The organism is Paenibacillus alginolyticus DSM 5050 = NBRC 15375 (assembly GCF_000422905.1).
GTDB classification, from domain to species: Bacteria; Bacillota; Bacilli; order Paenibacillales; family NBRC-103111; genus Paenibacillus_E; species Paenibacillus_E alginolyticus.
This window is the reverse complement of the sequence record NZ_AUGY01000011.1, coordinates 89,335-113,731: the sequence shown is the minus strand read 5'-3', so window position 1 is coordinate 113,731 and position 24,397 is coordinate 89,335. Positions and strand designations below refer to the sequence as shown.

General features: G+C 46.4%; 18 protein-coding genes and 1 pseudogene. 4 read left to right on the top strand and 15 right to left on the bottom strand.

Annotated features, from left to right (window positions below):
- Positions 1 to 133: 133 nt before the first annotated feature.
- Genes G519_RS0105715 through G519_RS0105705 form a run of 3 tightly spaced genes read left to right on the top strand, consistent with a single transcriptional unit; the run spans position 134 to position 1,940 of the window.
- Positions 134 to 406 (top strand): (2Fe-2S)-binding protein, encoded by a 273-nt coding sequence (locus G519_RS0105715; protein WP_029193866.1) that lies wholly within the window; start codon positions 134 to 136, stop codon positions 404 to 406.
- A complete protein-coding gene (locus tag G519_RS0105710) occupies positions 403 to 741 on the top strand; it encodes a (2Fe-2S)-binding protein (RefSeq protein WP_029193865.1) in 339 nt (112 codons plus the stop codon). The genes G519_RS0105715 and G519_RS0105710 overlap by 4 nt, the downstream gene beginning before the upstream one ends.
- A complete protein-coding gene (locus G519_RS0105705) occupies positions 738 to 1,940 on the top strand; it encodes an NAD(P)/FAD-dependent oxidoreductase (RefSeq protein ID WP_029193864.1) in 1,203 nt (400 codons plus the stop codon). The genes G519_RS0105710 and G519_RS0105705 overlap by 4 nt, the downstream gene beginning before the upstream one ends.
- Positions 1,941 to 2,026: 86 nt before the next feature.
- Here G519_RS0105705 and G519_RS53470 read toward each other — a convergent pair.
- From G519_RS53470 to G519_RS0105660, 10 genes and pseudogenes are all read right to left on the bottom strand, one after another.
- A pseudogene (locus G519_RS53470) lies at positions 2,027 to 2,161 on the bottom strand (hypothetical protein); the annotation flags it as partial.
- 102 nt (positions 2,162 to 2,263) lie between these two features.
- Positions 2,264 to 4,468, bottom strand: coding sequence for a DUF5018 domain-containing protein (locus G519_RS41885; RefSeq protein WP_051253121.1), 2,205 nt, complete (start codon positions 4,466 to 4,468; stop codon positions 2,264 to 2,266).
- A 334-nt stretch (positions 4,469 to 4,802) separates the two neighbouring features.
- Positions 4,803 to 6,101, bottom strand: a complete 1,299-nt coding sequence (gene melA / locus G519_RS0105695) for an alpha-glucosidase/alpha-galactosidase (protein ID WP_029193863.1) — start codon at positions 6,099 to 6,101, stop codon at positions 4,803 to 4,805.
- Positions 6,102 to 6,150: 49 nt separating this feature from the next.
- A complete protein-coding gene (locus G519_RS0105690) occupies positions 6,151 to 7,047 on the bottom strand; it encodes a carbohydrate ABC transporter permease (protein ID WP_029193862.1) in 897 nt (298 codons plus the stop codon).
- 11 nt (positions 7,048 to 7,058) lie between these two features.
- A complete protein-coding gene (locus tag G519_RS0105685; RefSeq protein ID WP_244280025.1) occupies positions 7,059 to 8,036 on the bottom strand; it encodes an ABC transporter permease in 978 nt (325 codons plus the stop codon).
- A gap of 84 nt (positions 8,037 to 8,120) precedes the next feature.
- Complete coding sequence (locus G519_RS0105680; RefSeq protein WP_029193860.1) at positions 8,121 to 9,800, bottom strand: type 2 periplasmic-binding domain-containing protein; 1,680 nt, start codon at positions 9,798 to 9,800, stop codon at positions 8,121 to 8,123.
- A 311-nt stretch (positions 9,801 to 10,111) separates the two neighbouring features.
- On the bottom strand, positions 10,112 to 11,149 hold the full coding sequence (locus G519_RS0105675; protein ID WP_051253119.1) for a LacI family DNA-binding transcriptional regulator: 1,038 nt from the start codon (positions 11,147 to 11,149) through the stop codon (positions 10,112 to 10,114).
- A 23-nt stretch (positions 11,150 to 11,172) separates the two neighbouring features.
- Complete coding sequence (locus G519_RS0105670) at positions 11,173 to 12,963, bottom strand: glycoside hydrolase family 36 protein (RefSeq protein WP_029193858.1); 1,791 nt, start codon at positions 12,961 to 12,963, stop codon at positions 11,173 to 11,175.
- Between the two features lie 169 nt (positions 12,964 to 13,132).
- A complete protein-coding gene (locus G519_RS0105665) occupies positions 13,133 to 14,158 on the bottom strand; it encodes a LacI family DNA-binding transcriptional regulator (RefSeq protein WP_029193857.1) in 1,026 nt (341 codons plus the stop codon).
- Positions 14,159 to 14,781: 623 nt separating this feature from the next.
- On the bottom strand, positions 14,782 to 16,755 hold the full coding sequence (locus G519_RS0105660) for a glycoside hydrolase family 127 protein (RefSeq protein WP_029193856.1): 1,974 nt from the start codon (positions 16,753 to 16,755) through the stop codon (positions 14,782 to 14,784).
- Between the two features lie 148 nt (positions 16,756 to 16,903).
- Between G519_RS0105660 and G519_RS0105655 the strand changes: the two genes are divergently transcribed.
- Positions 16,904 to 17,767: a helix-turn-helix transcriptional regulator gene (locus tag G519_RS0105655; RefSeq protein WP_029193855.1), complete on the top strand. Its 864-nt coding sequence runs from the start codon at positions 16,904 to 16,906 to the stop codon at positions 17,765 to 17,767.
- A gap of 63 nt (positions 17,768 to 17,830) precedes the next feature.
- Here G519_RS0105655 and G519_RS0105650 read toward each other — a convergent pair whose 3' ends face one another.
- From G519_RS0105650 to G519_RS41880, 5 genes are all read right to left on the bottom strand, one after another.
- Positions 17,831 to 19,342, bottom strand: coding sequence for a glycoside hydrolase family 32 protein (locus G519_RS0105650; protein WP_029193854.1), 1,512 nt, complete (start codon positions 19,340 to 19,342; stop codon positions 17,831 to 17,833).
- Positions 19,343 to 19,371: 29 nt separating this feature from the next.
- Positions 19,372 to 20,340, bottom strand: coding sequence for a carbohydrate kinase family protein (locus G519_RS0105645; RefSeq protein WP_029193853.1), 969 nt, complete (start codon positions 20,338 to 20,340; stop codon positions 19,372 to 19,374).
- Positions 20,341 to 20,379: 39 nt separating this feature from the next.
- Positions 20,380 to 21,216: a carbohydrate ABC transporter permease gene (locus G519_RS0105640; RefSeq protein ID WP_029193852.1), complete on the bottom strand. Its 837-nt coding sequence runs from the start codon at positions 21,214 to 21,216 to the stop codon at positions 20,380 to 20,382.
- 243 nt (positions 21,217 to 21,459) lie between these two features.
- Positions 21,460 to 22,377 (bottom strand): carbohydrate ABC transporter permease, encoded by a 918-nt coding sequence (locus G519_RS0105635; protein WP_036632137.1) that lies wholly within the window; start codon positions 22,375 to 22,377, stop codon positions 21,460 to 21,462.
- A gap of 24 nt (positions 22,378 to 22,401) precedes the next feature.
- Entirely contained in the window at positions 22,402 to 24,249 is a 1,848-nt protein-coding gene (locus G519_RS41880; RefSeq protein WP_051253117.1) for a GH32 C-terminal domain-containing protein, read from the bottom strand.
- Positions 24,250 to 24,397 lie beyond the last annotated feature (148 nt).

Sequence of the window (24,397 nt, the reverse complement as noted above, 5' to 3'; positions counted from 1 at the left end):
GTATCAGTCTTCTTTAGATTAGCAAATTACGTGCCAATATTTCCAGCTTTACCTTTGTCTGATCAGATTGGCGCGATTTTTGCTAGAAATCTGTAGGAAGGAATCGCACTAAAACCGAAAAGAAAGGAATCCCATGAACATGACATCCGTTATTATTTGCCGATGCGAGGAAATAAGCCTTGCGCATTTGCTTGAAACCTTCGAACAGCATCCTTGTTCTTCACGTGAATTGAAACTACGCACCCGTGCTGGCATGGGTTATTGCGGTGGACGCACCTGCCGCTTATTGGTCGATAAGATCGTACAGGAACTATCGGATACACCCCTTTCAAATGAAATACCGCTGAAACATCAGCCTCCTGTCCGACCTGTCTCCTTTCAAAGCTTGGGAGGAGATCATTCATGAGTTACGGACGAATTATGAACCACCCTATTCTAGGTGAATGGAGCGAACGAAAAGGTATTACCTTTCGTTTTGATGATCAGGAATATGAAGCATTTGAGGGAGAAGCGATCGCCGCAGCGCTGCTCGCGCAAGGTATTCGCACGCTTCGTTACCACGAAGAAACCCGTACACCGCGTGGTTTTTATTGCAACATCGGGCACTGCTTCGAATGCCGTGTAACGGTCGACGGGATTGACGGACAAAGGGCGTGCCTTACGCTGTTGACAAATGGGTTGGACGTCCGCACAGGCAAATCACTCCCCTCCCCGTTGAAGAAAGGAGCTCATCTTCCATGACAGACGTACTTATCGTTGGAGCCGGCCCCGCCGGTTTGTCAGCCGCAATTTCCTGCGCAGAGCGCGGGTTAAAAGTAACGGTTGTCGACGAATTCATGAAACCTGGAGGCAGGCTGCTGGGCCAGTTGCATCAAGAACCTAACGGGACATGGTGGAATGGGATTGAAGAGTCAGCCAAACTTCAGTATAAAGCCGTGTCTCTTGGCGTGGTTATCGAACTCGGCGTTTCCGTTTACGATATGAAGCAATCGGCAGAAGGTTGGATCGTTTATACGTCGAATGGCGTGCGGGAAGTGCCTGCACTCCTGCTTGCTACAGGTGCGGCGGAGACCGCAGCCCCTATTCCGGGGTGGACGCTACCGGGTGTCATGTCCATTGGCGCTGCTCAGGTGATGACGAATGTGCATAGGGTCCGCGTAGGCATGCGTGGAATTATTGTGGGGATCAATGTGCTGTCCATGGCCATTGCACGCGAACTGCAATTAGCTGGCATCGATATTGCCGCCATGGTGCTTCCGGCCAAAAACGTCATAAATACGGATGCAGGAGATCCCCATAAAGTGATGCAGTCGATGCTGCGTCTCGGTCACCTTGCACCGTCCCCTATTCTTCGTCTCGGCAGCGGCTTGATGCGTTATTCCCCGTTACAAACATGGGGACTTCGTCTTTACCCGAAGAACGGTTTTAAAATTTGGGGGATCCCGATCCAACTGCGAAAAGCAGCCCTACAAATTGAAGGGAAGGAAAAAGTCGAGAGCGTGCAGCTGGCTGATCTGTCTCCATACGGAGAAATCGCGGCTCATTCCACGCGAAGTGTTCCCGTCGATTTCGTCTGCATGGCGGGCAGTCTTTATCCTTTAGCCGAACTGGCCGCTGTAGCCGGATGTCCCTTCCGCTTCGTACCTGAATTAGGCGGACATGTCCCGCTCCACAACGCCCAGCTGCAAACACCGCTTACAGGCTTGTTCGTAGCGGGGAACATTACTGGAATTGAAAGCGCGAAGGTAGCCGCCGCCCAAGGTACGGTTGCAGGAATTTCGATCGCAGCTTTTCGCGGAGTTAGCGGTACCGATGAGGAGCTGCAGCGTGCAATACGGAATGTATGGGCGGTTCGCGAACAAGCGCTGATTCAATTTCATCCTCAGGTCGCGGAGGGGCGACGGCATATCGAAACAATGTATGCTGAGGCAATGTTGTAAATTCTACAACAATTCACACGCCAAATGGATGAAGGAATCGACGGTCTCATATTCCAATACTTTAGACACTCGACCTGCCAATATGTCTAATTCTTTAGACACTCCTGACACTTTCCTTTTCTCAAATCCTGCAAATGATCCATCACGACGTCCACAGCTCCCACTGGAGAGTGCGGATCTCTTACAATCTGAATAGCTAAACATTCCTGCTGGCTTCTTCCCTCGACACCGCTTCCTGTTCATGCATACCAAAAAAGCTGCTGATAAACGAATTATCAGCAGCTTTCTATACTTAGATAACCGTTAACACACTCACCGCGAGCTTACTGATCACTTTGATCATCTTGATCATTTTGATCGTGCCCGCCCTTTTTATTTGACGGTACTGCAATTACACTTTGCCCTATTGGTACTTTGACTTCCGCGTAGCTAATAGTAACCCCGTTTACGGTTTTCGTTTCTGCCGGTATGGCAGACCCATTCACTTGAATATAACGGTAAGAACCCGCAAACTGCGCTTCCCAATTGATCCCTTTTGTACCGGAATTGTTTCTTAAAGTACTCTTTGTAGCACCGTCGTGTCTCAAGTAGACATCGTGATCACCCAAAGAAATATGGTTGAGTTCCAGCCACTGAATGTCTTGCGGCAAACGGGATATAGTAGACAGCTTGTTTTGAGGCGCATTCGGAGTCACTCCCATCAATCCCTCCACCGTTTGGCTGATCAACGTATAAGAGACTTCCGGATAATCCCCGTTTGTTCCTTGGCTGCTTATCTCATGAGGTTCGTTTAACCTGTCGATGACATACTTCATCCACTTCCAACCGAGTTCGTTTTTTCCATAGGGGAAAAAGGTATCCGGCAAGTAGGTGAAGGCTTCGATATTTACCGGCGCCTGTCCCGGCGTTTCACTCATCCTGTCGATCAGCCCAAGGAATTGGTCAGTCCGCTCACCGGCCTCTGTAATTTGCTTCATCGGCATGAACCAACTCGCTTCTCTTCCGTAGCTACTGTAAGCTTTGCCGCCCGCTTCATAGCCTCGCACATAACCAGAGTCAATTCCTTTGACTCCCCAGTCCGAGTTAAAGTATTTTTTAAATGCTCGTGCCTTTTCCTTAAACTCCTGGTACTTTTTCATGTCGCCTTTTTCTTTGGACAAATTGGCATAAGCAAGCAGCGCTTGATACTGGGATGCGATTCCATCCCCCGCTTCCACGACCGCCTCACCGTTCCGTTCATCATAAGAAGCTGCGCCATCGAAAATGCCTTTTCCTGTTCCTTCAGCGACTCCGTTCTTTATTTGCCCGTCATGCAGCGCAATAAAATCCGTCACTGCTTTATCGTAGTAGGTCCAAAGCGTCTCATTGGTCAAATAGTTCTTGTCGCCGGTCCATAAATACATGCTGTAGGCTTTTTCAACAAGCTCGAATACAGCCGGAACTTCTCTGACAAAACTATTTGCGTTGCGATAGTCCAATTTGAAAATCGAGCCATCGAAATTGAGCGCCCATGCTGGGTACCATTTATGTGTTTCGTTCGCTGTTCCAGCAAATGCCTTCAGCATGGAGAAGTTTTCCCGATCCAGTCCTAGTAGATGGGCGCCCGCCATCTGATGAGCCATATCCCTGGAATAGAAGGCGTATCGGTGAGCATACCCAGCCCAGTAGGATGGCATGTAACCCTTAATTTCAGGTGAGTTTCTAAAGGTTTCATCCCTATTAATCAGGCCTTGTTTACCCGTTCTTACATATGACTTTGCTTTGGGCTTAGCCCAATTGAAAGCATCTTTGATTTTCCCATTGGAGGAATCAATCGTGATTTCTTTGTCAGCTGCTGAACACTCCACTGTCCACAGCTGCGTTGTGCCGTTCTTCCCTTTGACCGTATAGGTAACCGGATGGGTAAAGTCTTTCACCTCTCCTGTTGACGGAGTAACGGAAGAGCCCTCTGAAACGGCGATTTGCGGGGCAATCGTTTTCACATTCGTTCCATAAGTCACTTTAAACGAAACCTTATTAGCTGCTCCATCTACTCTCGAAAATCCAACCTGATTCGGTACCGCAAAGGAGACGATATTGGCAAGTTCAGGTAGTGGGTTCGTATTCCCAGTGTCTCTCAACAAATAAGAGTCGTCAATTTCAACCCATTTGTCATTAGCGTTGATGCCTGTGAAGTAAACTTCAACAAGAGCGCCTTTTTCCAGTAATATGCCATTAAGCGTCTGTGCCACAGGTACACTGCTCTTAGGTACGTTGCCGCTTTTGATATCACTTCCCTCAGGGAATCTGATTCCGAACTTTGCACCGGTTTCATCAGCCATGTTGAATAAGGCCTGTAATTTATAATATCCTGTGACAGGCACCGTTACGATTTGGGACAAGTAAGACGCCCCCGGATCCAAGTAGGCAATAACATTATCACCTGAATTGTATGTAAACGCACCATCATAAAGCCAATGTTGTTTCGCAGCATCAAAATTTGAATTTCGGATCAAATTCTCAGCTAGTGGTCCTATCGGATTGCTCATGGCTGCTTGCCCCTCCTTACCAAACAAATCTACGGGAGTTACTTCAAATCTCACATCTCTTATTTGTAACTAAATCCATCATGTTCCATACCATCACACAAGATAAACCTAGCCTGCGACTAGGTCCTTTAAGATAGCAGATTAGGTAGAACTGAGTAAGCAAGCTCAGTTTGCTTATTCATTCTAATAAGCTTGCTTATGCAAGCAGAACAGGGACTATGAAGTGAAAATGAGCAACTTTAGTTGCCTTACTCACTTCTTGACCCACGTGCTTACTCCATAACCCAAAACGTATTAATTCTGGCGTGTAAAAAGAGGGGGAATCCCCCCTTTTTTACTTGAAAGAAGGAAGCCAATTACCATGTGCTTCAATGAGTTCGTCGCACAGTGCAACGGTATCGTCGATAGACAGTTCAGCAGCCGTGTGCGGATCCAGTAAGGCAGCATGGTAAATATGTTCTTTCTTCCCAGTCATAGCAGCCTCAATGGTAAGCAGTTGCGTATTGATATTCGTTCTGTTCAGCGCAGCGCATTGCGGAGGCAAATCTCCTACATAGGTCGGATTCACGCCACTTGAATCAACAAGGCACGGTACCTCTACGCAAGCTTCCTTCGGCAGGTTTGTAATCAAACCTGTGTTCATGACGTTTCCGCCGATTTTAAACGGATTGTTCGTTTCCATCGCTTCAAAGATGTAAGACGCATATTCAAGCGTCCGATTATGCGTCAAGTTTTTATTGCTGACAAGCTCTTCCCTCATCGTTTTCCAACGCTCGATTTGGTTTACGCAGCGGCGAGGATATTCGTCAAGCGGAATATTAAATCTGTCTACAAGTTCCGGATACTGCCGCTTGATGAAATACGGATGGTATTCCGCATTGTGCTCGGATGACTCCGTAATGTAATACCCGAAACGAAGCATCATTTCAAAACGAACCATATCATCATGCTTCTCTTTTTGTTTCTCGCGCGCACGTTGTTTGATTTCCGGATATAAATCGACGCCATCCTTTGTGACTTCCAACAGCCATGCCATATGATTAATGCCTGCAATTTTCCACTGCACGCCGCTGTGGTCCATGCCCAAATGCTCGAAGATGTGAGGCACACATACTTGAACGCTGTGGCACAAGCCAACCGTTTTGACACCGCCGTAGGTGTTCATGACATTGGTCAACACAGCCATCGGATTCGTATAGTTCAGAAAAAAGGCATCCGGGCATACTTCCTGTATGTCTTTAGCAAAATCAAGCATGACCGGAATCGTACGCAGATTGCGGAAAATCCCGCCAATACCGATTGTGTCCGCGATCGTTTGCCGTAAACCGTATTTTTTCGGAATTTCAAAATCGGTAATGGTACACGGATCGTATCCACCCACCTGAATGGCATTGACTACATAAGCAGCTCCGCGTAAGGCTTCCTTACGGTCGGAATAGGCTTTAACGACACACGTGCTCCCCATTGTCTGTTTCAAGTTATTGAGCATATTTTCGGAATCCTTCAAACGCTCCGCATCGATATCAAACAGTACCAATTCAAATCCTTGAAGCGCTGGTGTGAGCATACAATCCCCTAAGACATTTTTTGCGAAAATGGTGCTTCCTGCACCTAAGAAAGTAATTTTTGACATGTATGGCTCCTCCAATATGATCATTTTATCTATTTTTTATCGAAAATAACTAACCCTTAACTGCCCCGAGCGTGAGCCCGCCGACAAAATATTTTTGCATGATCGGATAGACGAAAAAGATCGGTAATGTAACAATCATCGTTAATGCAGCACGCAGTGTAGTTGGCGATAAATCTCTCATTTTTTCGCTAAGTGCTAGCGGATTTCTTAACTCTTCGAACGCTTCCACTTCAAGCAGCAGTCTTTTCAAGTAAATAGGCAGTGTATCCCAGTTCCCACTTGAATTGTAGATCACTGTATCCAGCCAATAGTTCCAGTGACTTACCGAACTAAAAATGGCAATCGAAGCAAATACAGGAATCGAAACCGGGACCGCAATACGGACGAAAATGCCGAGCTCGCTTGCACCGTCAATTCTAGCCGATTCAAATAAGGAGTCAGGTATACTTTCCATATAAGAAGCCATATACAGCATCCAAGTCGCGTTAAACATAGCAGGAATCCAGTACACATTGAACGAATCCGTCAACCCGAGGCCAAGAAACACCAGATAAGTTGGGATCAACCCGCCGCTAAAATAGATCGTTATAATAAAGATGACTTTCATCATCTTTCTTCCGGAGAAATGTTTAATCGTAACGATATAAGCCAAGAGTCCAGTCGAAAGCACACAGGTAAGCGTGCCGATAACTACCCGCATGATGGAGATCGATAAACTGGAAATGAGTCGCTTGTCCTGAAACAGAAACTCGTATGCGCTGAACGATAATTTGCGTGGCCACAAATAGATGCCGCCTTTCAATGCATCAGTTCCATCATTGAAAGAGAGCGCAAGCAAGTTTAAAAAAGGATATACCACCAGCAAGCCAAAAATTAATAAAATAATAAGATTTACGATATCGAATATTTTGCCGCCTAGCGATTGTTTTGAGAATGTAGTGACCATGTAGGCTCCCCCTAGTAGATTGACGTATCCATCACTTTTTTCGTAAAGCGATTGGCCCCGAATACTAAACTAATCGCAATGATTGATTTGACTAATTCAATAGCGGTTGCAAAAGAATAGTTCCCGAGCTGAAGTCCATATGTGAACACATACGTATCTATGACTTCCGAATAGTCTCTGGTTTGCGAATTTCCGATTAAGAGAGGGGCTTCCAGTCCTGCCGTAAAAATACTGCCCAAGCTCAGAATCCACAATACGACAATCGTGGGGCGAATAGCGGGCAGTGTAATGTGCCACATGCTTTTGAATCTGCCGAGGCCATCCACTTTTCCTGCATCGTACTGCTCAGGGTCAACACTTGTAATTGCCGACAAGTAAATGATGGAGTTCCATCCAACATTTTTCCACACGCCGAGTCCCGTGATAATTCCCCAGTAATATTTCCCGCCTTCACCCAGGAAGGCTATAGGCTGATCACTGAATCCGAAACGCAGCAAAAATTCATTGAAAATCCCTTCATTACCAAATAGGGTAAAAGTAATACTGGCAATGACTACCCATGAAAGAAAATAGGGCAAGTATGATGTGGATTGGATAAATTTACGAAAAGGCTTACTGCGAACTTCATTTAGCAGCAAGGCCAAAATAATCGGCGCCGGGAATCCAAACAAAATATTCAGCCCGCCAATTGCCAGCGTATTCCGCATAAGCATGGGGAAATCAGGTGATGCAAAGAACGTTTTGAAATGCAGTAGGCCTACCCATTCACTCTTGAAAACAGAAGTTCCGGGAATGTAATTCATGAAGGCTGTAATCACGCCTAACATCGGTAAATACTGCATGATCGCAATAAAGAGGAGAATGGGGATGCAAAGCATCCATATTTGACGCTCTCTATAAAATCGTCTCTTAATCAATTGAAACTTTGTCTTCTTTTTCGCCATAGAACTTGTTCGATAGTCATTCAGTTCATGCACAGTGCTCTCCATAAGTACCTCCATATCCGATTGTTTTGATTTACTGAGACAATTCGGACAAAGGAAAGGAAGGAGTGACCCTTCCTTTCGTTATTGTTATTTCCACTCTTTTAATCTTCTTTGGTATTCGTCGGTTTTATATTTCTCGATCTTATCCAAGCCTGCCGCATTCAGCTTTTCTTTCAAGGCTGCGTAATTGCTCCGGCTCTCTTCTTCCGTCTTGCTCATAACCGCTTTAGCCCACTGCGACTCAAGCAAATCTTTCACTTGCTTATCTGTTATTGCGAGAGGGTCGTTGGCAGGAATTTTGATATCCCCAACGGTATTGTCATAAATCGTATCTTTCAAATTATCGTTCATCATCTTTTTCCATTTCGCATTATCGTTGAAGTTTTGATCAAACCAATATGCGCTTTTACCGTCATCCTTTGTAATGCCTTGGCTAGTAACCAGATTATACATATCCATGCCGAGTAGATCACCAGCATCGTAATCAAATTTGGAATCGATAATCGCTTGTTTCTGTGATTCAACAAAACTGGCTTTCCCATCTTTGAAGTTCCATACGGATTTGTCGGTATTCGGAACTCCCCAACCGATTAATCTTGTACCGGTATCTGTCACAGAGTAGTTTAACCATTTCACAATTTCTTCTGGGTTTTTGGCTTTATTCGTTATCACCGTCATACCTGTACTTCGCGAATTCTTCCCTGACAAGTAAGCTTTATCAGCAGTCGCAGCTTTAGCGCTCACTTGCATAAAACGCTTCTCTTCATTCCAGTTAGGATCGCTCTTCTGCCACACTTCGTGTCCTGCGTTCCAACCAATCCACCATGCGCCAATGAAGCCCATAACACGATCCGTTGACATTTTAGCTTTCATATTCTCGTACTTGTTAATAAATGTATCTGGATCGAGCAAGCCATCGCGATAAATCTTGTTCATGAAAAGCGTAAGCTCAAGACCTTCAGGCGTGTTAATCCAATGCGTAATCTTGCCGTCAGCGCTGATTTTATTCCCGTCTTTCAGTCCCCACATGCCAGCCAGTGTTGGAACGATCTTCTCCGTAACCGGCGCAAAACCAGAGAGCGCATACGTCTTTTCACCTTTATCATTCTTCGGATGCTTCTCCTGAATTTTCTTCAGTACATCATAGTATTGATCTGGCGTTTCAAACTTCGGAGTCCCAAGTTCTTTCCAGTAGTCATAACGAATATGTGCTGAGAAATCCGGGATTGGCAGTGATCCCCAATAACCTGGAAGGGCATACAATTTGCCGTTCGTTAAGTATGTTTTATACAGATCACCCAATTGCGTCTTGACGTTCGGCGCTAACTTGTCGACCATCGGACCAATTTCAAGCACTTTACCTTGTGCGACCCACTTGGCTACCGTCGCCTCGTCCATATTGGCAATCACTTCAGGATAATCACCAGAAGCAAGCATCAAATTCAGTTTATCTTCTTTCTTAGCATCAAAAGTAATTTTATTTATGTTGACATTAAACTTCTCTAATAAGAATTTATGCATCAAATCGCTATTCTTTTTGGTCTTGTCTGGGTTGATCGAATCTGCATAATAGTAACTAAACTCAATCGGCTTACTAGGCACTTCCCAGCCAAACTCGTTCGTTGCGGCTTTTGCTGTTTCCGTTTTTGTTTCCGTCGTAGTTTTTGGTGTTTCTGATGCTTTGTTGTCAACCTTCTGTGTGGAGCATCCAGCAACAACACTCATCGTTAGTGCAGCAGATAACATAACCCGCAAAGTCTTTTTCAAATCCGACCCCTTCTTTCAATTAAAGTAGTTTAAAATGATTGCGCTTTCAAAACCGTCCTTTAAGATTTCCTCCTGCATCTCAGCTTCCCAATTCTGTGACCGTGCATTCTGTTGTAAGCAAGTTGTCTTTGCAAATTTGATTGGTGAATCATTCCACTTTTTTATTTTACTAATTATTTTCTAAATACACAATAGTTTTTACTAAAATATTTTAAATTTTATCCTTATTTAATGAATAAATTTACTAAATATATTTAAAAGTAAAGCGAAAGACTCATCTATTCGCTTTACTATGCATTAATCGTTCATTATCATGCGTCCGCAGTGTTCGCACCACAGCTCTTTCTCACCATAAGTTTCGTTGGAATGGTTACATGCAGCGGCAGTCCTCTACCTCTCAGGCGGTCAACCATCAACTTAACGGCTGTTTCCCCCATTTCTTCCATGTACACTTTGATACTCGTTATTGGAGGAGTCACAAACGAAGCTAAATGAATATCGTCAATACTGACAATGGCTATATCGTCAGGCACCTTATAATCGGATTCGCTCACCGCCTTAAGCGCAGCTATCGCCATAGGATCGCTACCAATCACGAAGGCGGTAGGCACATCTTCCGCTTCCAGCGCTTGTTTCATTAGCTCATACCCAACTTCGGCGCGCCAATCACCGACAAACACATAATTAGGATTGAATAAGTTTAATTCTTTCATCATGACTTCAAACTCTTTTTGCCGAGCATCCGTATTGAACACTTTACCTTCCGAGGTTCGAATATAGCTGATTCCGCCCATATAACCAATCTTCCGATGACCTAGTTGAAGTAAATGATCCAATGCTTGCCTGGTCGCTTTGGGCAAATCGAACATCACGGAATCAAATTCATCACTAAGCACATAATCGATAGAAACGATGTTTGGCGTACGGGTCGATTTGTTGATGATATCGATATCCACCTTTCCAATCAGGAATAATCCATCCAACTGATGGGCATCGATATTCGTGTTAGATTCATCCATAAATCGGAACACTCTGCTAATGTTAATCCCGTACTTGATGCATTCCTTCTCGATGCCTTGGCGGATAGACAAATAGAAGGGATCCGAATATTCCATTTGCTCGGAACACCAGATCAGTAGACCAAACTTTAGCTGCTTCATGTCATTTGGTTCCGTTTTCTGCTTCCGCTCATTTCTGCGATAGTTCAACTTACCTGCCGTCTCCATAATTCGCTGCCTTGTTTCTTCAGGTACACTGAACGTCGTATCGTTGTTTAATACCCTTGAAACCGCAGCAGAAGAAACTTTAGCGATTCTGGCAATATCTTTAATCGTAGCTATCTTTATCACATACTCTCCATACATTTTTGACGCTATTCGTATACCGTTGCCACGCCGCAAGGGGGAATATCCAAACGATGAATGCCAGCTTTCAGTTCCAAACGTTCCTTAGTGATCAATTGCCCCTTACAATCACGAACCTCAACCCATTTCGCGCCCCAATCCTCTTCAATCTCCACATAAATCCGCGAGTTCAACGTTCCGTTCACGAACAAAACAAGCTCGGGATGAATGCCTCCTTGTTTGACAGTTACATCGCCATAGGCGCATACAATCCTTTTATGCCCGTTATCGGCGATAACTAATGGATAAAGAAAGTCTGGATGCTGGGGTTTCAAACGGCCGTCTAACAATACATCGCGATGCTCTCTCCAAAAAGATAGCCAATACCGCACCATTTGAAGATGCTCTTCCGGTAAGCGATCTAGCAGAACAGAAATTTGCGGAACGGAAAATAGCGTGTTGACGATCTGGAGCGCAGAGCTTTCAACCGGCTCTTGAGGATGCCACATCATCATATCGGAATGAACAACCGTATCTCCGCTAAGCAACCGGACATCGAGCGTTCTGATTCTATTTTCGATCGCATCATTCGGACAATCCGTTGCCCTAAACATGTTCCCGTATTTTCTCATTAAGGGGCCGATGTAATTTTGACGAAATTCGATCATGACGTCAGGCTTTATGAGCCTCAATCTGTCGATAATATTACTCATTAAGCAGTCTACAGCCTCAGGAATTGAGATATAGTCCATCGAGCTATCTTCCTTATAAATCGTCTCTTCAGTTCCAACGAAGCTATCTACAAAATCAAGCTTAAATCCGTCAAGATCCCACTCCGCCAAAGCTGTTTCATACAAGTTAATAATGAATTCCCGCACATCAGGATACCGCGGATCCAGCACGCCTGTTTGCAAGCTATCGATCGTCTTTAGCATTTTGCCTTTATAGCGATCCCAATTCTTACTCTTGAATCCAATAAAAGGAACCGAATACCATAACAGATATTTCATCCCCAGTTGATGAACGCGTTCAACATGAGCTTTCATATCGGGAATTTTCTCATCACATACTTCCCAATCTCCACAATAAGCGTAACCACGCGTGTTATCAGAGGTTTGCCAGCCATCATCGACAATGACCGCTTCGCAGCCTAATTGTTTGGCTAGTCTACACTCTTGCTCGATCCCTTCTGAAGTAAGCTGCTGATGGAAGCTGTACCAAGTTGAATACATGGGAAGTTTGGCTGATTCAGGTACAAGTGCAGGCGTATAGCCAGGAAGGGAAACCCACCACTTTTGAACATCGTTCAAGCATTCATAATACGCGATTTCTCTCGTGTCCAAGCGCAAAGTCGCTTCGTAAACAGACATGGGTGCACTAGGTTCAAAAAATAACTTGACCCCGCAGCGGAACGTGGCGGTCTCCTCATTGACACCTGCTGACAAGGCTACGGAATTAAGCGCATCAGAGAAGGCGAATGTGAGTCGGTTGCTGCCCTGTACGTTAAATAAACTAAAGACTGGCGCCGAATACGTTGATTTGGAAACGACTCCTTCTTCCCAATCTACACGAAGTCTCTTGGAACGATAGGCGCTTGGGTACCAACTGCCCTGAATATCGATGCCCGGATGATGCCAAATTAATTCGATCGTTGGCGGTTGCTGCAGGCTCTCCCCTTCCAACTTGATGTGAATAAGTTCTACACCTTCCTGAACGGTCGCCCGAGTCATTGAGCCGCGAAACTGCTCGTTGCAGCCCGATAATTGAAAATGGTAAGGACCTACCTGTAACGTGTCATTGTTCAAAGCTTCCTCTTTCATGTTGGTTCCTCCATCACAAAGTAGATAAAATTTACTAAATATTTACTCGATTTTAGCATTTAAAGTCGAATTTCTCAATCGTTTTTATTCGATATTCAGTAAATTTCAATAAAATAAAAAAACCATCCCTCAAATCTATATGATCTGAGTAGACGGCTTCTTCCTATTTTTAAGATTCTATTTTTGTTCCACAACTCTCACGAATAATAAGTTTGGTTGGAATGGTCACATGGAGAGGAACATCTCGGCCGTTGAAACGATCAACCAGCAGCTTCACAGCCGTAACCCCCATATCTTCCGTAAGCACTCTTACAGTAGTAAGAGGAGGCGAAACGAATGAAGCCAGGGGAATATCATCGAAGCTTACGATGGCAATCTCATCCGGCACTTTAATATCCGATTCCTGCAACGCTTTGAGCGCGGCGATAGCCATTGGGTCACTGCCAATCAAAAAAGCAGTTGGCCGATCATCCAATTCTAATGCCTTCTTCATCAAAAGGTAGCCCTGCTCTGTGCGCCAGTCATCCACAAATAGGTGGGCGGGTTCGAACCATCCTTTTTCCCGCATGATCGCTTCGTATTCTTTTTGACGTACATCAATGTTATACACTTTGCCCTCTAGCGTACGAATATAACTGATTCCGCCAATGTAGCCGATTCTTTGATGACCAAGCTGAAAAAGGTGATCCATAGCATGTCTAGTCGCTTTTCGCAGATCGAACATAACGGAGTCGTATTCGTCATCTAACACATAATCTATCGAAACAATATGCGGTATCTGAGTCGATTGTCTCAGCAAATCTATATGTACTTTGCCGATGACGATTAAGCCATCCAACTCCTCTGCAATATTCATATCGAAGTCATCCATGAACATCACCTTGTCGACGGTAATCCCTTGCTTAGCACACTCTTTGCCGATCCCTTGGCGAATAAACATGAAATAAGGATCTGAGGACTCCAATTGCTCCGAGCCCCAAATGACTAATCCGATGTTTTGTTTTTTTTCGGCCTCTATTTCAAGGTTCTTATTTGCACGTGATTTCGTTTTTCTATAGTCCAGTTGCTTGGCAACTTCAATAATTCGCTGCCTGGTTTCCTCTGCAACTTGCAAGGTCATGTCGTTATTAAGAACGCGTGAAACTGTGGCGCTTGAAACTTGCGCTTTATTGGCTATATCCTTAATCGTTACCATGCTATCACATTCTTTCGCCATTTAAATAAACAGATATTTACTAAACATTCTACAGACTACTGGCAGCAATGGCAATCATTTGACATTCCAAAAAAAACTGTGGGTTCCATCATTTCAAGTAGTACGAGTGCCAACTCATGATTTTCGAGCACCCACTAAGAGTCAAAATGTAAAACACCTCCATCTCCCACTTTGTTAGTGGAACTGGAGGTGCTTTTGTGTAGTATTTGGGACATTCGTAGAATAAAAGGTGAACGAAAAATGAACCGAAAGTTTTAAAAGTTCTAGTTTGAAGCGCTTTCGCAACTTAATTCTAGAGTCTCTGCTTACAGATGTCATTCTAAGTCATCAGGCCTTTAGTTGGCGGAACGTAGATGCTCTATTTCGGAAATTTTGCGCATAATTTCGAATAAGAGGAACGTGAGGACGCTATTTGCTCAAAATAGAACGGTCCAAAGGCAAAAACCACCAAATAACGCATCCTCGTTCCTCTTTATCCTAATTTCGGGGTTTTTCGTCCAAATAGCGCATCCTCGTTCCCCCTCTGCGGTTCGCATGATCGCCGATTATGAAATCACCGGCTTATGCATGATTCATTTCGAAACAGACGTTTCGAAGATCATTCAAAAACGTATCCAGACCAACATTTCGCCCGGCTGTCTGTTGCCCCACAAATAATACGGTACAGCTTTAAGCTTTACCGGCTCAGACACTTGCTGCTGCGCAAGCGGACGATACGCCATATTCGCTTGCCAGGAAGCTCGCTCATCGGCATGGCCAGCAGCTTCAATGACAACCGCTCCACCGAGCAGCTCCGTGTCGTAATACGACTGCAGCTCCGTTTCACGATCTAGAGACAAATTCGAAAGCAAGCTGCCGTTATCCGTTTCCTCCAGACAATAAACAAGCGGACCGCGTTCAATAGCAGCTTTGCCTGCATTGGCCCTGATCTCCGGATGCGAAGTGATCAACTGCGCCTCAAGCACGGGCTCCCACTCCACGATGTCTCCCTGCGCCCATTGCCTAGTTACGGTCGCATAGCCATTCTCAACATCGTAGTCCGAAATCATGCCGTTAATTTTCAACACAGCTTGCCCATAGCACCAAGACGGAATACGCAGCGCAAGTGTAAATTCGGCGTCCGGAACAGCAGTTAATTCAATTCGTACATAACCTTCCCAAGGAAGACGCGATTGCTGCTTCAGCGCCACTTGACCGACAGCTAGCTCGAACTGCGCTTCGCTGCCGATGAACAGATGCGTATAAATTTTGTTATCCTCAGCAGAAGTAGTATAAATATAATCATTCAAAGAAGTGAGAAGCCGTGCCACATTCGGCGGGCAGCAGGAGCAGCCAAACCACTTCTGTCTCACCGACTTCACGTGCCTGCGGTCCGGGTTATTTAAGGAAGCCTTAGGCCACACTTCCAGTGGATTAACATAAAAGTAATGCTTCCCGTCCCGCGACATACTGCCTAAAACATTGTTGTACAGCGCCCTCTCTAAGACGTCGGCGTACTCGCTCTTCGCCTCCAGAAGCAGCATACGGCGAGCGAAGAAGATGAGACCGATGGAAGCGCAAGTCTCAGCATATACGGTATCGTTCGGCAAGTCGTGGTCGAAGGTAAACGCCTCGCCTTGATGCGTCGAGCCGATACCGCCTGTAATGTACATCTGCCGCTTCGTCGTGTTATCCCACAATCGACGGCACGCCTCGAGCAGCTCCCGGTCATCTGTCAGGCTTGCAAGGTCCGCCATCGCCGCATACATATAAACCGCCCGTACGGAATGGCCTAGAGCGACGTCCTGTTCACGAACTGGCACATGCGCCTGATTATAGGCTATTTGTTCAATGGTCGGAATCGGCAGTTCCTTCTTGGCCCAATGACTGTACCCGCCTCTTTGCTTGCATTCCTCAATCAAAAAGTTCGGCGATTGACCGCGCTCATCGATGAAGAATTGCGCCAACTTCAAATAACGCTCCTCACCCGTCGCTTGATACAGCTTCACTAGCGCCAGCTCTATCTCCTGATGGCCGTCATAGCCTCTCAGTTTGCCTGGCTCGCGACCAAATACGGTGTCGATATAATCAGCAAATTTGCACACGACATCAAGCAGTCTCCGTTTTCCCGTGGCTTCGTAATACGCAACCGCTGCCTCCATCATATGGCCTGCACAGTAGAGCTCGTGCGCTTCATGAAGATTCGTCCACTCGTTGCCCGGTTCTTTGATCGAGTAATACGTGTTCAGATAACCATTCGCGTGTTGGGCCTTGGCAATTAGCTCAATCAACTCGTCCGTGGTTCGCTCCAGCTCGGGGTCAGGTTGGCTTGCAAGCGAGTATCCGACCGCTTCAATCCACTTCGCCAAATCGCTGTCTTGGAAAACCAGCCCCCCGAATTCGCCTTCTTCCATCCCAGCTGCAATCCGGAAATTACGGATCGCATAGCTCGGCTCGGCATCTGGAATCCGATCGTTAAGCGCTTCCCATTGATAGGGAATAACCGTCCCCCGCACCAGCTCTGTAAACTGGTTCCAAAATCCGTCCTGTATGCGTACACGCCTTCCACTTTGCCGCATACTCGTTGAAATCCCCATATGCATTTCCTCCTAGAGCTGTACGTGATTTATATAACATTTGATTATCGCTCTCATCCAGTTTATTCTTGAATTCAGGAATGAACTACGAATAAAACGAACCTATTTTTTATAAAATTTCACACTGCAATTTGGGAGGGCATCGGGTATGAACGAATCAGGAATCATTTGGATGGAGCTGCCGCCTGTACCCTATTACATTACGACTGGCTTATCGACCTTAAGTCCGGGAGAGCAGCACCCGAGCCGACGGAATATCGGCATCTTTGACCTACTTTGGGTTGTCAAAGGGACGCTATTCATTGGAGAAGAGGACATGCAGTGGGAGGTAACGGAAGGACAGACACTGCTGCTATTGCCCGACCGTTATCACTATGCGGTGAAGCCCTGCGAGACCGAGACCGTTTTCTATTGGAATCACTTCGACTTTAAAGGGAGTTGGCTTCTTGCAGCGGACAATGCTGCCAACCCAGCCTACCCGGTCCAGCACGCATGGGCAAACCCCTATACGATTCGGATTCGGCAATATGCTTCGCCGCCGGAGTTTACCCTTGCCGAGTGCCACCTCCGCAAAATGCTCGTGTCGTCAGACCAGCATCGCTCGGCGACCTTTTGGAACGAGCAGCAGCTGTTCATGGAACTGCTGCGTCTATTAGAAGAAGGGTATAGTGGAAGCGACGCCTCCCCTGCTTTAAAGCTCGCAGAGAAAGCGGAAGCTTACCTTAGGCAGCACTATCAGGCTGACGTGACGAATGAATCTCTTGCTGAGGCTCTTCATTATCACCCGAACTATGTTGTTAGGTGTATGAAAGAGATCTACCGCTGTACTCCGATGGAATATCTGCACGAATATCGACTGGAACAAGCGAAGCTGCTGCTGATCAAAACGGATTGGCCGGTCGGGCAAATCGCCGAACACGTCGGGTTCCAATACGCCCCCTACTTCTCCAACTGCTTTAAACAGTATACCGGCATCTCGCCTCTGCGTTTCCGCAAGCAGTATTCACATTAGTCGTTCTCCTAAAGACGCCGTCGTGGTGCTTGCAACGCACCAAATCTTTCACTCGATGACCTGCTATCCTTCCGTTATTAACTTCCAAGCGTCCAAGCTTTCCAGAGATACTTCTCCATTCCTGGCAAACAGCTTGATTCCCAGACTGTCAGGTTTTGGGTAAATGCGGTTCGTTACGGTTTTCAGCCCGTTATTAGCAAATATCTCGACAGAAGAGCGATCAATAAATATCTGCAGCTTTATGCGGCCATCCTCTAGAGGAGTCAACTGCACTTCGCTCACACCCGCTTCGCCTGCACCGGAGTGACTGCGATCCATTCTAAGCTTACGATCAGCAGTCGAATAGCTCACTTCCGTGTACTCGGAACCATCCTCTGAACAGCGAAGCAGCAAACCGAACTCAGCATCACCAGCTGAAAGATCCGTGTTAAAAACGGCGATAAGTTCAAGCGCATCCCCATGAATTTCCGGCAAAGGTACTTCCGTATCTGCACTGATGGACAGATTACTGACACGGTGATGAGTCCCGCGCATGGCTTTCAATTCCGCCACAGGCTCTATCCGCAGCGTTCCGTCCTCTGAAAGTGTCAGCTCCCGAGGCAATGTAAAAGCCCCCATCCAGCCATGCTCCTGCTCCGGCATTTGAGCGCCCCAAATATTCATCCAGCCAATGAGAATACGCCTTCCCTGCCCGTCCACGAACGTTTGCGGCGCATAGAAATCGAAGCCATAGTCCAGCCGCTCTGCGTAGCGGTAGTCGAAAACGCCGCTCTCATAGCTAAGCTTGCCAATTAGATACATCGTCTTGGTCGTTCCCATATTCATTGGGGAAATCACCAGCACGTGGTCATTTCCGTTCCCCAGCGGAAACAAATCCGGGCACTCCCACATATCCCCCATCGTGCCATCGCTTTCAGCAGCGACCCCGATATAGCTCCAATCCCGCAGATCAGAAGACTTATACAACAGCGCTTTGCCCAATCCGTCTTTCCCGTATCCAATAACCATGTACCATACACCTGCATGCTGCCAAACCTTTGGATCCCTAAATCCGAAGCCGCCTTCCTCTGGCGCGCAAGCAATAACCGGGTTATTCGCTGCTTTGTTAAAGGTAACCCCATCTGTGCTTGTCGCAATGCACTGAACCTCAGTGGGTGTGCGTCCATCGACATGCCCCGTGTAGATCAACGTCAACACGCCGTTATCGTCCACGGCACTGCCCGACCAGCAACCGTATCCACCGGTTTCTCCCATATCGTAATTTTCTGATGGCGCCAACGCTACGGGCAGATGCTCCCAGTTTACCAAGTCTTTACTTTTAGCATGTCCCCAGTGCATCGGTCCCCATTTGGGCTCATAAGGATAGTGCTGATAAAATACATGATATTCTTGATTAAAATAAATCAGGCCATTCGGATCATTCATCCAGCCTGCGGGAGGCATCAAATGATAGTAAAGTCTGAAGTTGTCCTCTGCCACTGCTGTTGCTGCTGAATCTTGCTCCAACGCCGTATTGGCTAGAACTACTTGTTCCTCGTGAACCTTATTCCGTTCCTTGTCACCTTGATGACTCATCCTATTTCCCCCTCATTCCTAAACTTCTATCACACATTCCCGGATCGCATTAATGCTCCAATTTCTTCAATTGTACCAAGGGAAGGAATGGCACCTTTCCGAGTCGTCGCCAAAGCACCCGCTGCATTCGCAAATCTCAGAGCACTGCATAGTTCATCTTCGCTCCAGACCTGTAAAGGTTTTCCCAACATTAACACTTGGTATAGAAAAGCTCCGAGAAAGCCATCCCCTGCACCCGTGGTATCAACGGTATGAACCGAATAGCTGTCCACCTTCCCCCACCAATCGTTCATCCGATAAAATGAGCCTATAGATCCAGCGGTTACTAATAGCAATTGAATGGAATACCGCTCCATCAACTGTTTCGACGCAATCTCTATGTCCCCCTGCCCTGTGAGGAAGATGACCTCTTCTTCGGATACTTTCACGAGATCAGCGAGGTTTAAGCCTGCTTGAATAGCTTCCCTAGCATGCTGTTCGTCCTCCCACAAAGAAGGGCGCCAGTTGGGATCATAAGAAATGAGCGCACCTTTCTCCTTGGCTTTCTGCACAGACTTAATCGTAGCCGTATAGGAGGGATCCGCTGTCATCGAGATCGATCCAAAGTGAAAAACCCGCGTTCCCTCCAGCATAGCCAGATTCACCTCATCCTCTCGCAACAGTTGATCTGCACCGGGCTTTCGTGAGAAATGAAAGGATCTCTCTCCATGCGAATCCAAATGTATGAAGGCCATTGTCGTATGAGCCTCGTCAGACGCGACAAGCCCGCTATCTGACACACCTTGCTGCAGCAAAGCTTGCCGTAAATACCTACCAAAGGGGTCATTGCCTACCTTCCCAATGAACCCGGTCTTCATGCCAAGCTTAGCCATAGCGGCCACAACGTTCACGGGAGCTCCTCCCGGATTGCGCTCAAACACAGGCTGTCCGGCGTCTGATAAACCTTGAGGTGTAAAATCAATTAAGTACTCCCCTAGCGCAACTGCATCATAGTTCATCTTAAGCTTCCTTTCTCCTCACTATGCTAACTCCTTGGATCAACCCTTAATACCTGACATCGTGATACCCTGGATATAGTAACGCTGCAAGAACAAGAACAGCAGCAGAATCGGCACTGTCGATAGCGTGTTCGCCGCTAATACTTTGGACCAATCCGTCCCTTCGTTAGAGGAAAACGTGGAAATACCCACTTGAATCATTTGCATCTTTTGATCATTGATCACAATAAGCGGCCAGAGATAGGAATCCCAGTTGCCTAGGAACGTCATCAGACCGAGTGTAATTAATGCGGGAACTGCCGCCGGAAGCACGATGGATACGAATGTGCGCGGTAAGCTAGCTCCATCTATGCGTGCCGCTTCCATCATTTCGTTCGGAACCTCTGCGAAAAATTGCCTCAGCATAAAGATGCCGAACACGGACAACATCGAAGGTACGATCAGCGCTTTATAAGAATTAAGCCAGCCTAGATCATGCATGAGCAAGTAGTTTGGTACGAGAGTAACTTCACCCGGTATAATCATCGCCGACATAAACAGTGCGAAAACGAAAGTTTTAAAGCGAAACCTGAGTTTAGCAAACGCAAAAGCTGCCATCGAGTTAATAATAAGCACAAGCGCGGTGACGATCGAAGCCACGAGCAATGTATTCCAGATATAACGAAGGAACGGATTGCGAGCATTGAAAATGACATTATGAAAATTACGTCCCGTCCACTCCACAGGGATCAGCAGATGAATATTCAGAGACGTATATTTAAAAAGCTCCTGGTATGGACGAAATGAGCCGGCGACCATCCATAGGATCGGAGCGACAGAAATCAAAGCGATCACAATCATGATGATCAATCTTACGATGCTGGTTACCCTCTTCATGGCGATTCCTCCTAATATTTATTTGGGGCCCCCGCAAAGTAATGTCTAAACTCTTATCGAAGTAATTCGGGAAGAATGACCGCTTTAAGTGGTGAGTTTAGACGCCGATCGAGTCTTGACTCGATGCGGACGGAATATACTTCAGAGCTTAGCTTCACTTTGTGGGATAATATAGGGATCTTTGAGTGGAGCTCAAAGTCTCTCCTTTTTGGGATCTTTGAGCGTGCTCAAAGTCTCTCCTCTCTAATCAGTGTCTTTGTTAAACAGCTTCATTTGGATAAGTGAAATGGCTAGCACGATCGCAAAGAGTACAAAAGCCGCCGCTGTCGCATACCCCATTCTCATTTGCGTGAAAGCCTGCTTATAAATGTAGAAAACAACAGTTTCCGTCGAGCTGTTCGGCCCTCCATTAGTCAATACAAAGACGAGCCCTGACAGCTTAATCGCATCTATCGTGGTCATAATGACAACAAAGGCCATGGTCCGATTCAATAGCGGAAGCGTAATTTTGAAAAACTGCTGAATCCTAGATGCGCCATCCACTCTGGCAGCTTCGTACAGATCAGGGGAAATATTGTTCAGACCTGCCAGGAAGATGATCATGAAAAATCCGGCGCCTTTCCAGATCCCGAGTACAATAATGCCATTCATCGCCGTGTCCGGATCAGATAGAAAGCTTGTAACAGGCAGGTGCAGAGCCTTGAGAACACTGTTCAAAAGCCCAAACTCTTTATTGTAAATTAACTTAAAAACCGTGGCAGCCACCGCAGTCGAAATAATAACAGGGATAAAATAGAGTGTTCGGAACAAACCTGCCGCCGCTGTTTTCTTTTGGATCAATAACGCTAACCCCAGAGCGATGCTCGTTTGAATTGGAATCACAATGATAGCAAAATAAAACGAATGCTTCAGACTGTTAAAGAAAGCGCGGTCTTTCATTAGATGAACATAATTATCCATTCCGACAAATACATCGCCTGCGCCAACCAACGAATAGTTTTTAAAGCTGATGATGAAGGCTTGCAGCATTGGGTAGAACACGAAGACAAGCAATAAGGCTATCGCCGGGAAAATAAACCAGAATGCGGTTGCTTGCTCATGCATTCGGAAGCTTCGAGATTTTATTTTGGTTTCTACCGCTGTTTGTATCGCTGTATCCATGGTCTATCTCTCCATTCCACTTCTTTATTTTCCGTCGTAGACAAAAACCTTGAAGCTCGAAACCACGCCGCCATCTGGGCTGATCGCTTTGATCTCCGCCTGTCCGGCCTGAACGCCCTTCACCACAGCTCCGCCATCAACCGCTGAAACTGTAGCTATCGCCTCGCTGCTAGACTGCCATTTCAATAGCTGCGGAGCGCTTAATGGAATGACCGAAGCTTCGACCTGCTGACTGCTATTCACTGGCACATCGAGCGTGCTCTTACTTAACACAATCCGCTGCGGCTTGGCAGCATTCACATCCTCATTCCGCCATACCGTCTGCATCGGATAAAAGTGAGCATTGTCCAGCATGGCGCTGCCTTCCAAGGCAGTTAACTCCAATCGGTTACTCGTCGGATCAGGAAAAATCAGGCTGGAAACAACAGCCTCGCCATCGTTCCCAAATACCTCAAGACTAGATTCATCTACGAAAAATCGGAGCTTGAGCTTGCCGTCCTTCAGCTTCAGCGGCGCTGAAACTTTCTCAGCGAAGCCCTTCTCGAACGAGGTGATGCCGGAGCGTGTTCGATCTACCGTCAGCTCCTCCGTTTTGGCATCGTAACTGACGCTCGTTTCTTGGTCGCTTCCTTTTCTAAGCTTGAATGCTAATTTCGCATTCGGCTGAACAGATAGTTCGGTAACCAACTCATAGGATGTTCCTTTAATGGCGTCGAACGGATTATGTCCTGCAGATAACGCCTGCTTGGAGACAATAACTTCCTTACCTCGCAAAGTCTGAAGTTCCTTAATTGGCTCCTGAATCAGCCGCAATCCTTGATCAGGGATATTCCTTAGCCTAAGCTCGCGGGGAATGGACATGTTTCCCTTCCAGCTGCCCGTCGGCATCGCGAACGGATAACGCCAATTTGACATCCACCCCAGCCAGATGCGGCGTCCATCTTTGGCTGGAATATCCGAATAGGATACAGCGGCATAGAAATCTTTACCGTAATCCGTCCATAGCACATCCGATGGCTTATTATCATTCTTGAACGTTCGCCCGTCGAACGTACCGACGAAGTATTGCGCAGTGGAACCCTTCGTCGTATCGTTGCTGCCGATACTTACCGCTAGCACCCACTTTTTCGCTTTGGAGCCCTCAACTGGTAGCTCGAACAAGTCCGGGCATTCCCATACGGCCGCGTGCGAGCCTTGATCGCTTCCGAACTCGCTGGTCATTTTCCATGATTTCAGGTCGGGCGATGAATAGAAACGAACACGGTTATCCACAGACACTACCATCACCCAAGAACGGGTAGGCGCATGCCAGATGACCTTCGGATCTCGAAAATCCTTCAAGCCCGGATTCGGAATCACCGGATTTCCTTCATATTTGGTCCATGTCCGGCCTTTATCCGCGCTGTAGGCAATACTTTGCGACTGAACACCGCCTTTGAAATGGGTAAAAATCGCGACCAAGCCCGCTTTGCCGCCAAAAAATCCACTCGTATCCTTTTTATCTACCACAGCGCTCCCTGACCATATCTCTCCCAAGGAATCCCGAGCCAGAGCTACCGGGAGATGCTCCCAGTGGATGAGATCCTTACTTACCGCATGTCCCCATTGGCCACTGTTTTGATAAAATTGGTGATACTCACCTTCGAAATAGACCATCCCGTTCGGATCACTCATATTGCCGGATTCTGGTGATAAGTGATACTGCGGACGGAACTTTTCTGTATAATAATTCGGATCACTCGCATACGTAAAAGCTGAGCTATCTGCTGCATCCGACGATCTGCCATCCCATTTAACCAGAACCGCCACCCCCAATCCTAGAAGTACAACCGTGGCAGCACCAACCGCCCATAACCCTAATTTCTTCCGCATACTTCCTCCTTGTGCATGTCACCATCATTTTCTGTATGATAATTGTACCGAGTCCGCACGAAGAAAGATTTCAAAATCATCGGGAGTTGCCTTTCAATTTTATTTGGCATTAGTTAAACACTTCCAAGTAGCTAGTTTTCTACCCTAT

Bases quoted from the DNA above. Each gene is read 5' to 3' on its own strand.
- G519_RS0105715 (WP_029193866.1), top strand. From the start codon at position 134: ATGAACATGACATCCGTTATTATTTGCCGATGCGAGGAAATAAGCCTT.
- G519_RS0105710 (WP_029193865.1), top strand. From the start codon at position 403: ATGAGTTACGGACGAATTATGAACCACCCTATTCTAGGTGAATGGAGC.
- G519_RS0105705 (WP_029193864.1), top strand. From the start codon at position 738: ATGACAGACGTACTTATCGTTGGAGCCGGCCCCGCCGGTTTGTCAGCC.
- G519_RS41885 (WP_051253121.1), bottom strand. From the start codon at position 4,468: ATGAGCAATCCGATAGGACCACTAGCTGAGAATTTGATCCGAAATTCA.
- melA (WP_029193863.1), bottom strand. From the start codon at position 6,101: ATGTCAAAAATTACTTTCTTAGGTGCAGGAAGCACCATTTTCGCAAAA.
- G519_RS0105690 (WP_029193862.1), bottom strand. From the start codon at position 7,047: ATGGTCACTACATTCTCAAAACAATCGCTAGGCGGCAAAATATTCGAT.
- G519_RS0105685 (WP_244280025.1), bottom strand. From the start codon at position 8,036: ATGGAGAGCACTGTGCATGAACTGAATGACTATCGAACAAGTTCTATG.
- G519_RS0105670 (WP_029193858.1), bottom strand. From the start codon at position 12,963: ATGAAAGAGGAAGCTTTGAACAATGACACGTTACAGGTAGGTCCTTAC.
- G519_RS0105665 (WP_029193857.1), bottom strand. From the start codon at position 14,158: ATGGTAACGATTAAGGATATAGCCAATAAAGCGCAAGTTTCAAGCGCC.
- G519_RS0105660 (WP_029193856.1), bottom strand. From the start codon at position 16,755: ATGGGGATTTCAACGAGTATGCGGCAAAGTGGAAGGCGTGTACGCATA.
- G519_RS0105655 (WP_029193855.1), top strand. From the start codon at position 16,904: ATGAACGAATCAGGAATCATTTGGATGGAGCTGCCGCCTGTACCCTAT.
- G519_RS0105650 (WP_029193854.1), bottom strand. From the start codon at position 19,342: ATGAGTCATCAAGGTGACAAGGAACGGAATAAGGTTCACGAGGAACAA.
- G519_RS0105645 (WP_029193853.1), bottom strand. From the start codon at position 20,340: ATGAACTATGATGCAGTTGCGCTAGGGGAGTACTTAATTGATTTTACA.
- G519_RS0105640 (WP_029193852.1), bottom strand. From the start codon at position 21,216: ATGAAGAGGGTAACCAGCATCGTAAGATTGATCATCATGATTGTGATC.
- G519_RS0105635 (WP_036632137.1), bottom strand. From the start codon at position 22,377: ATGGATACAGCGATACAAACAGCGGTAGAAACCAAAATAAAATCTCGA.
- G519_RS41880 (WP_051253117.1), bottom strand. From the start codon at position 24,249: ATGCGGAAGAAATTAGGGTTATGGGCGGTTGGTGCTGCCACGGTTGTA.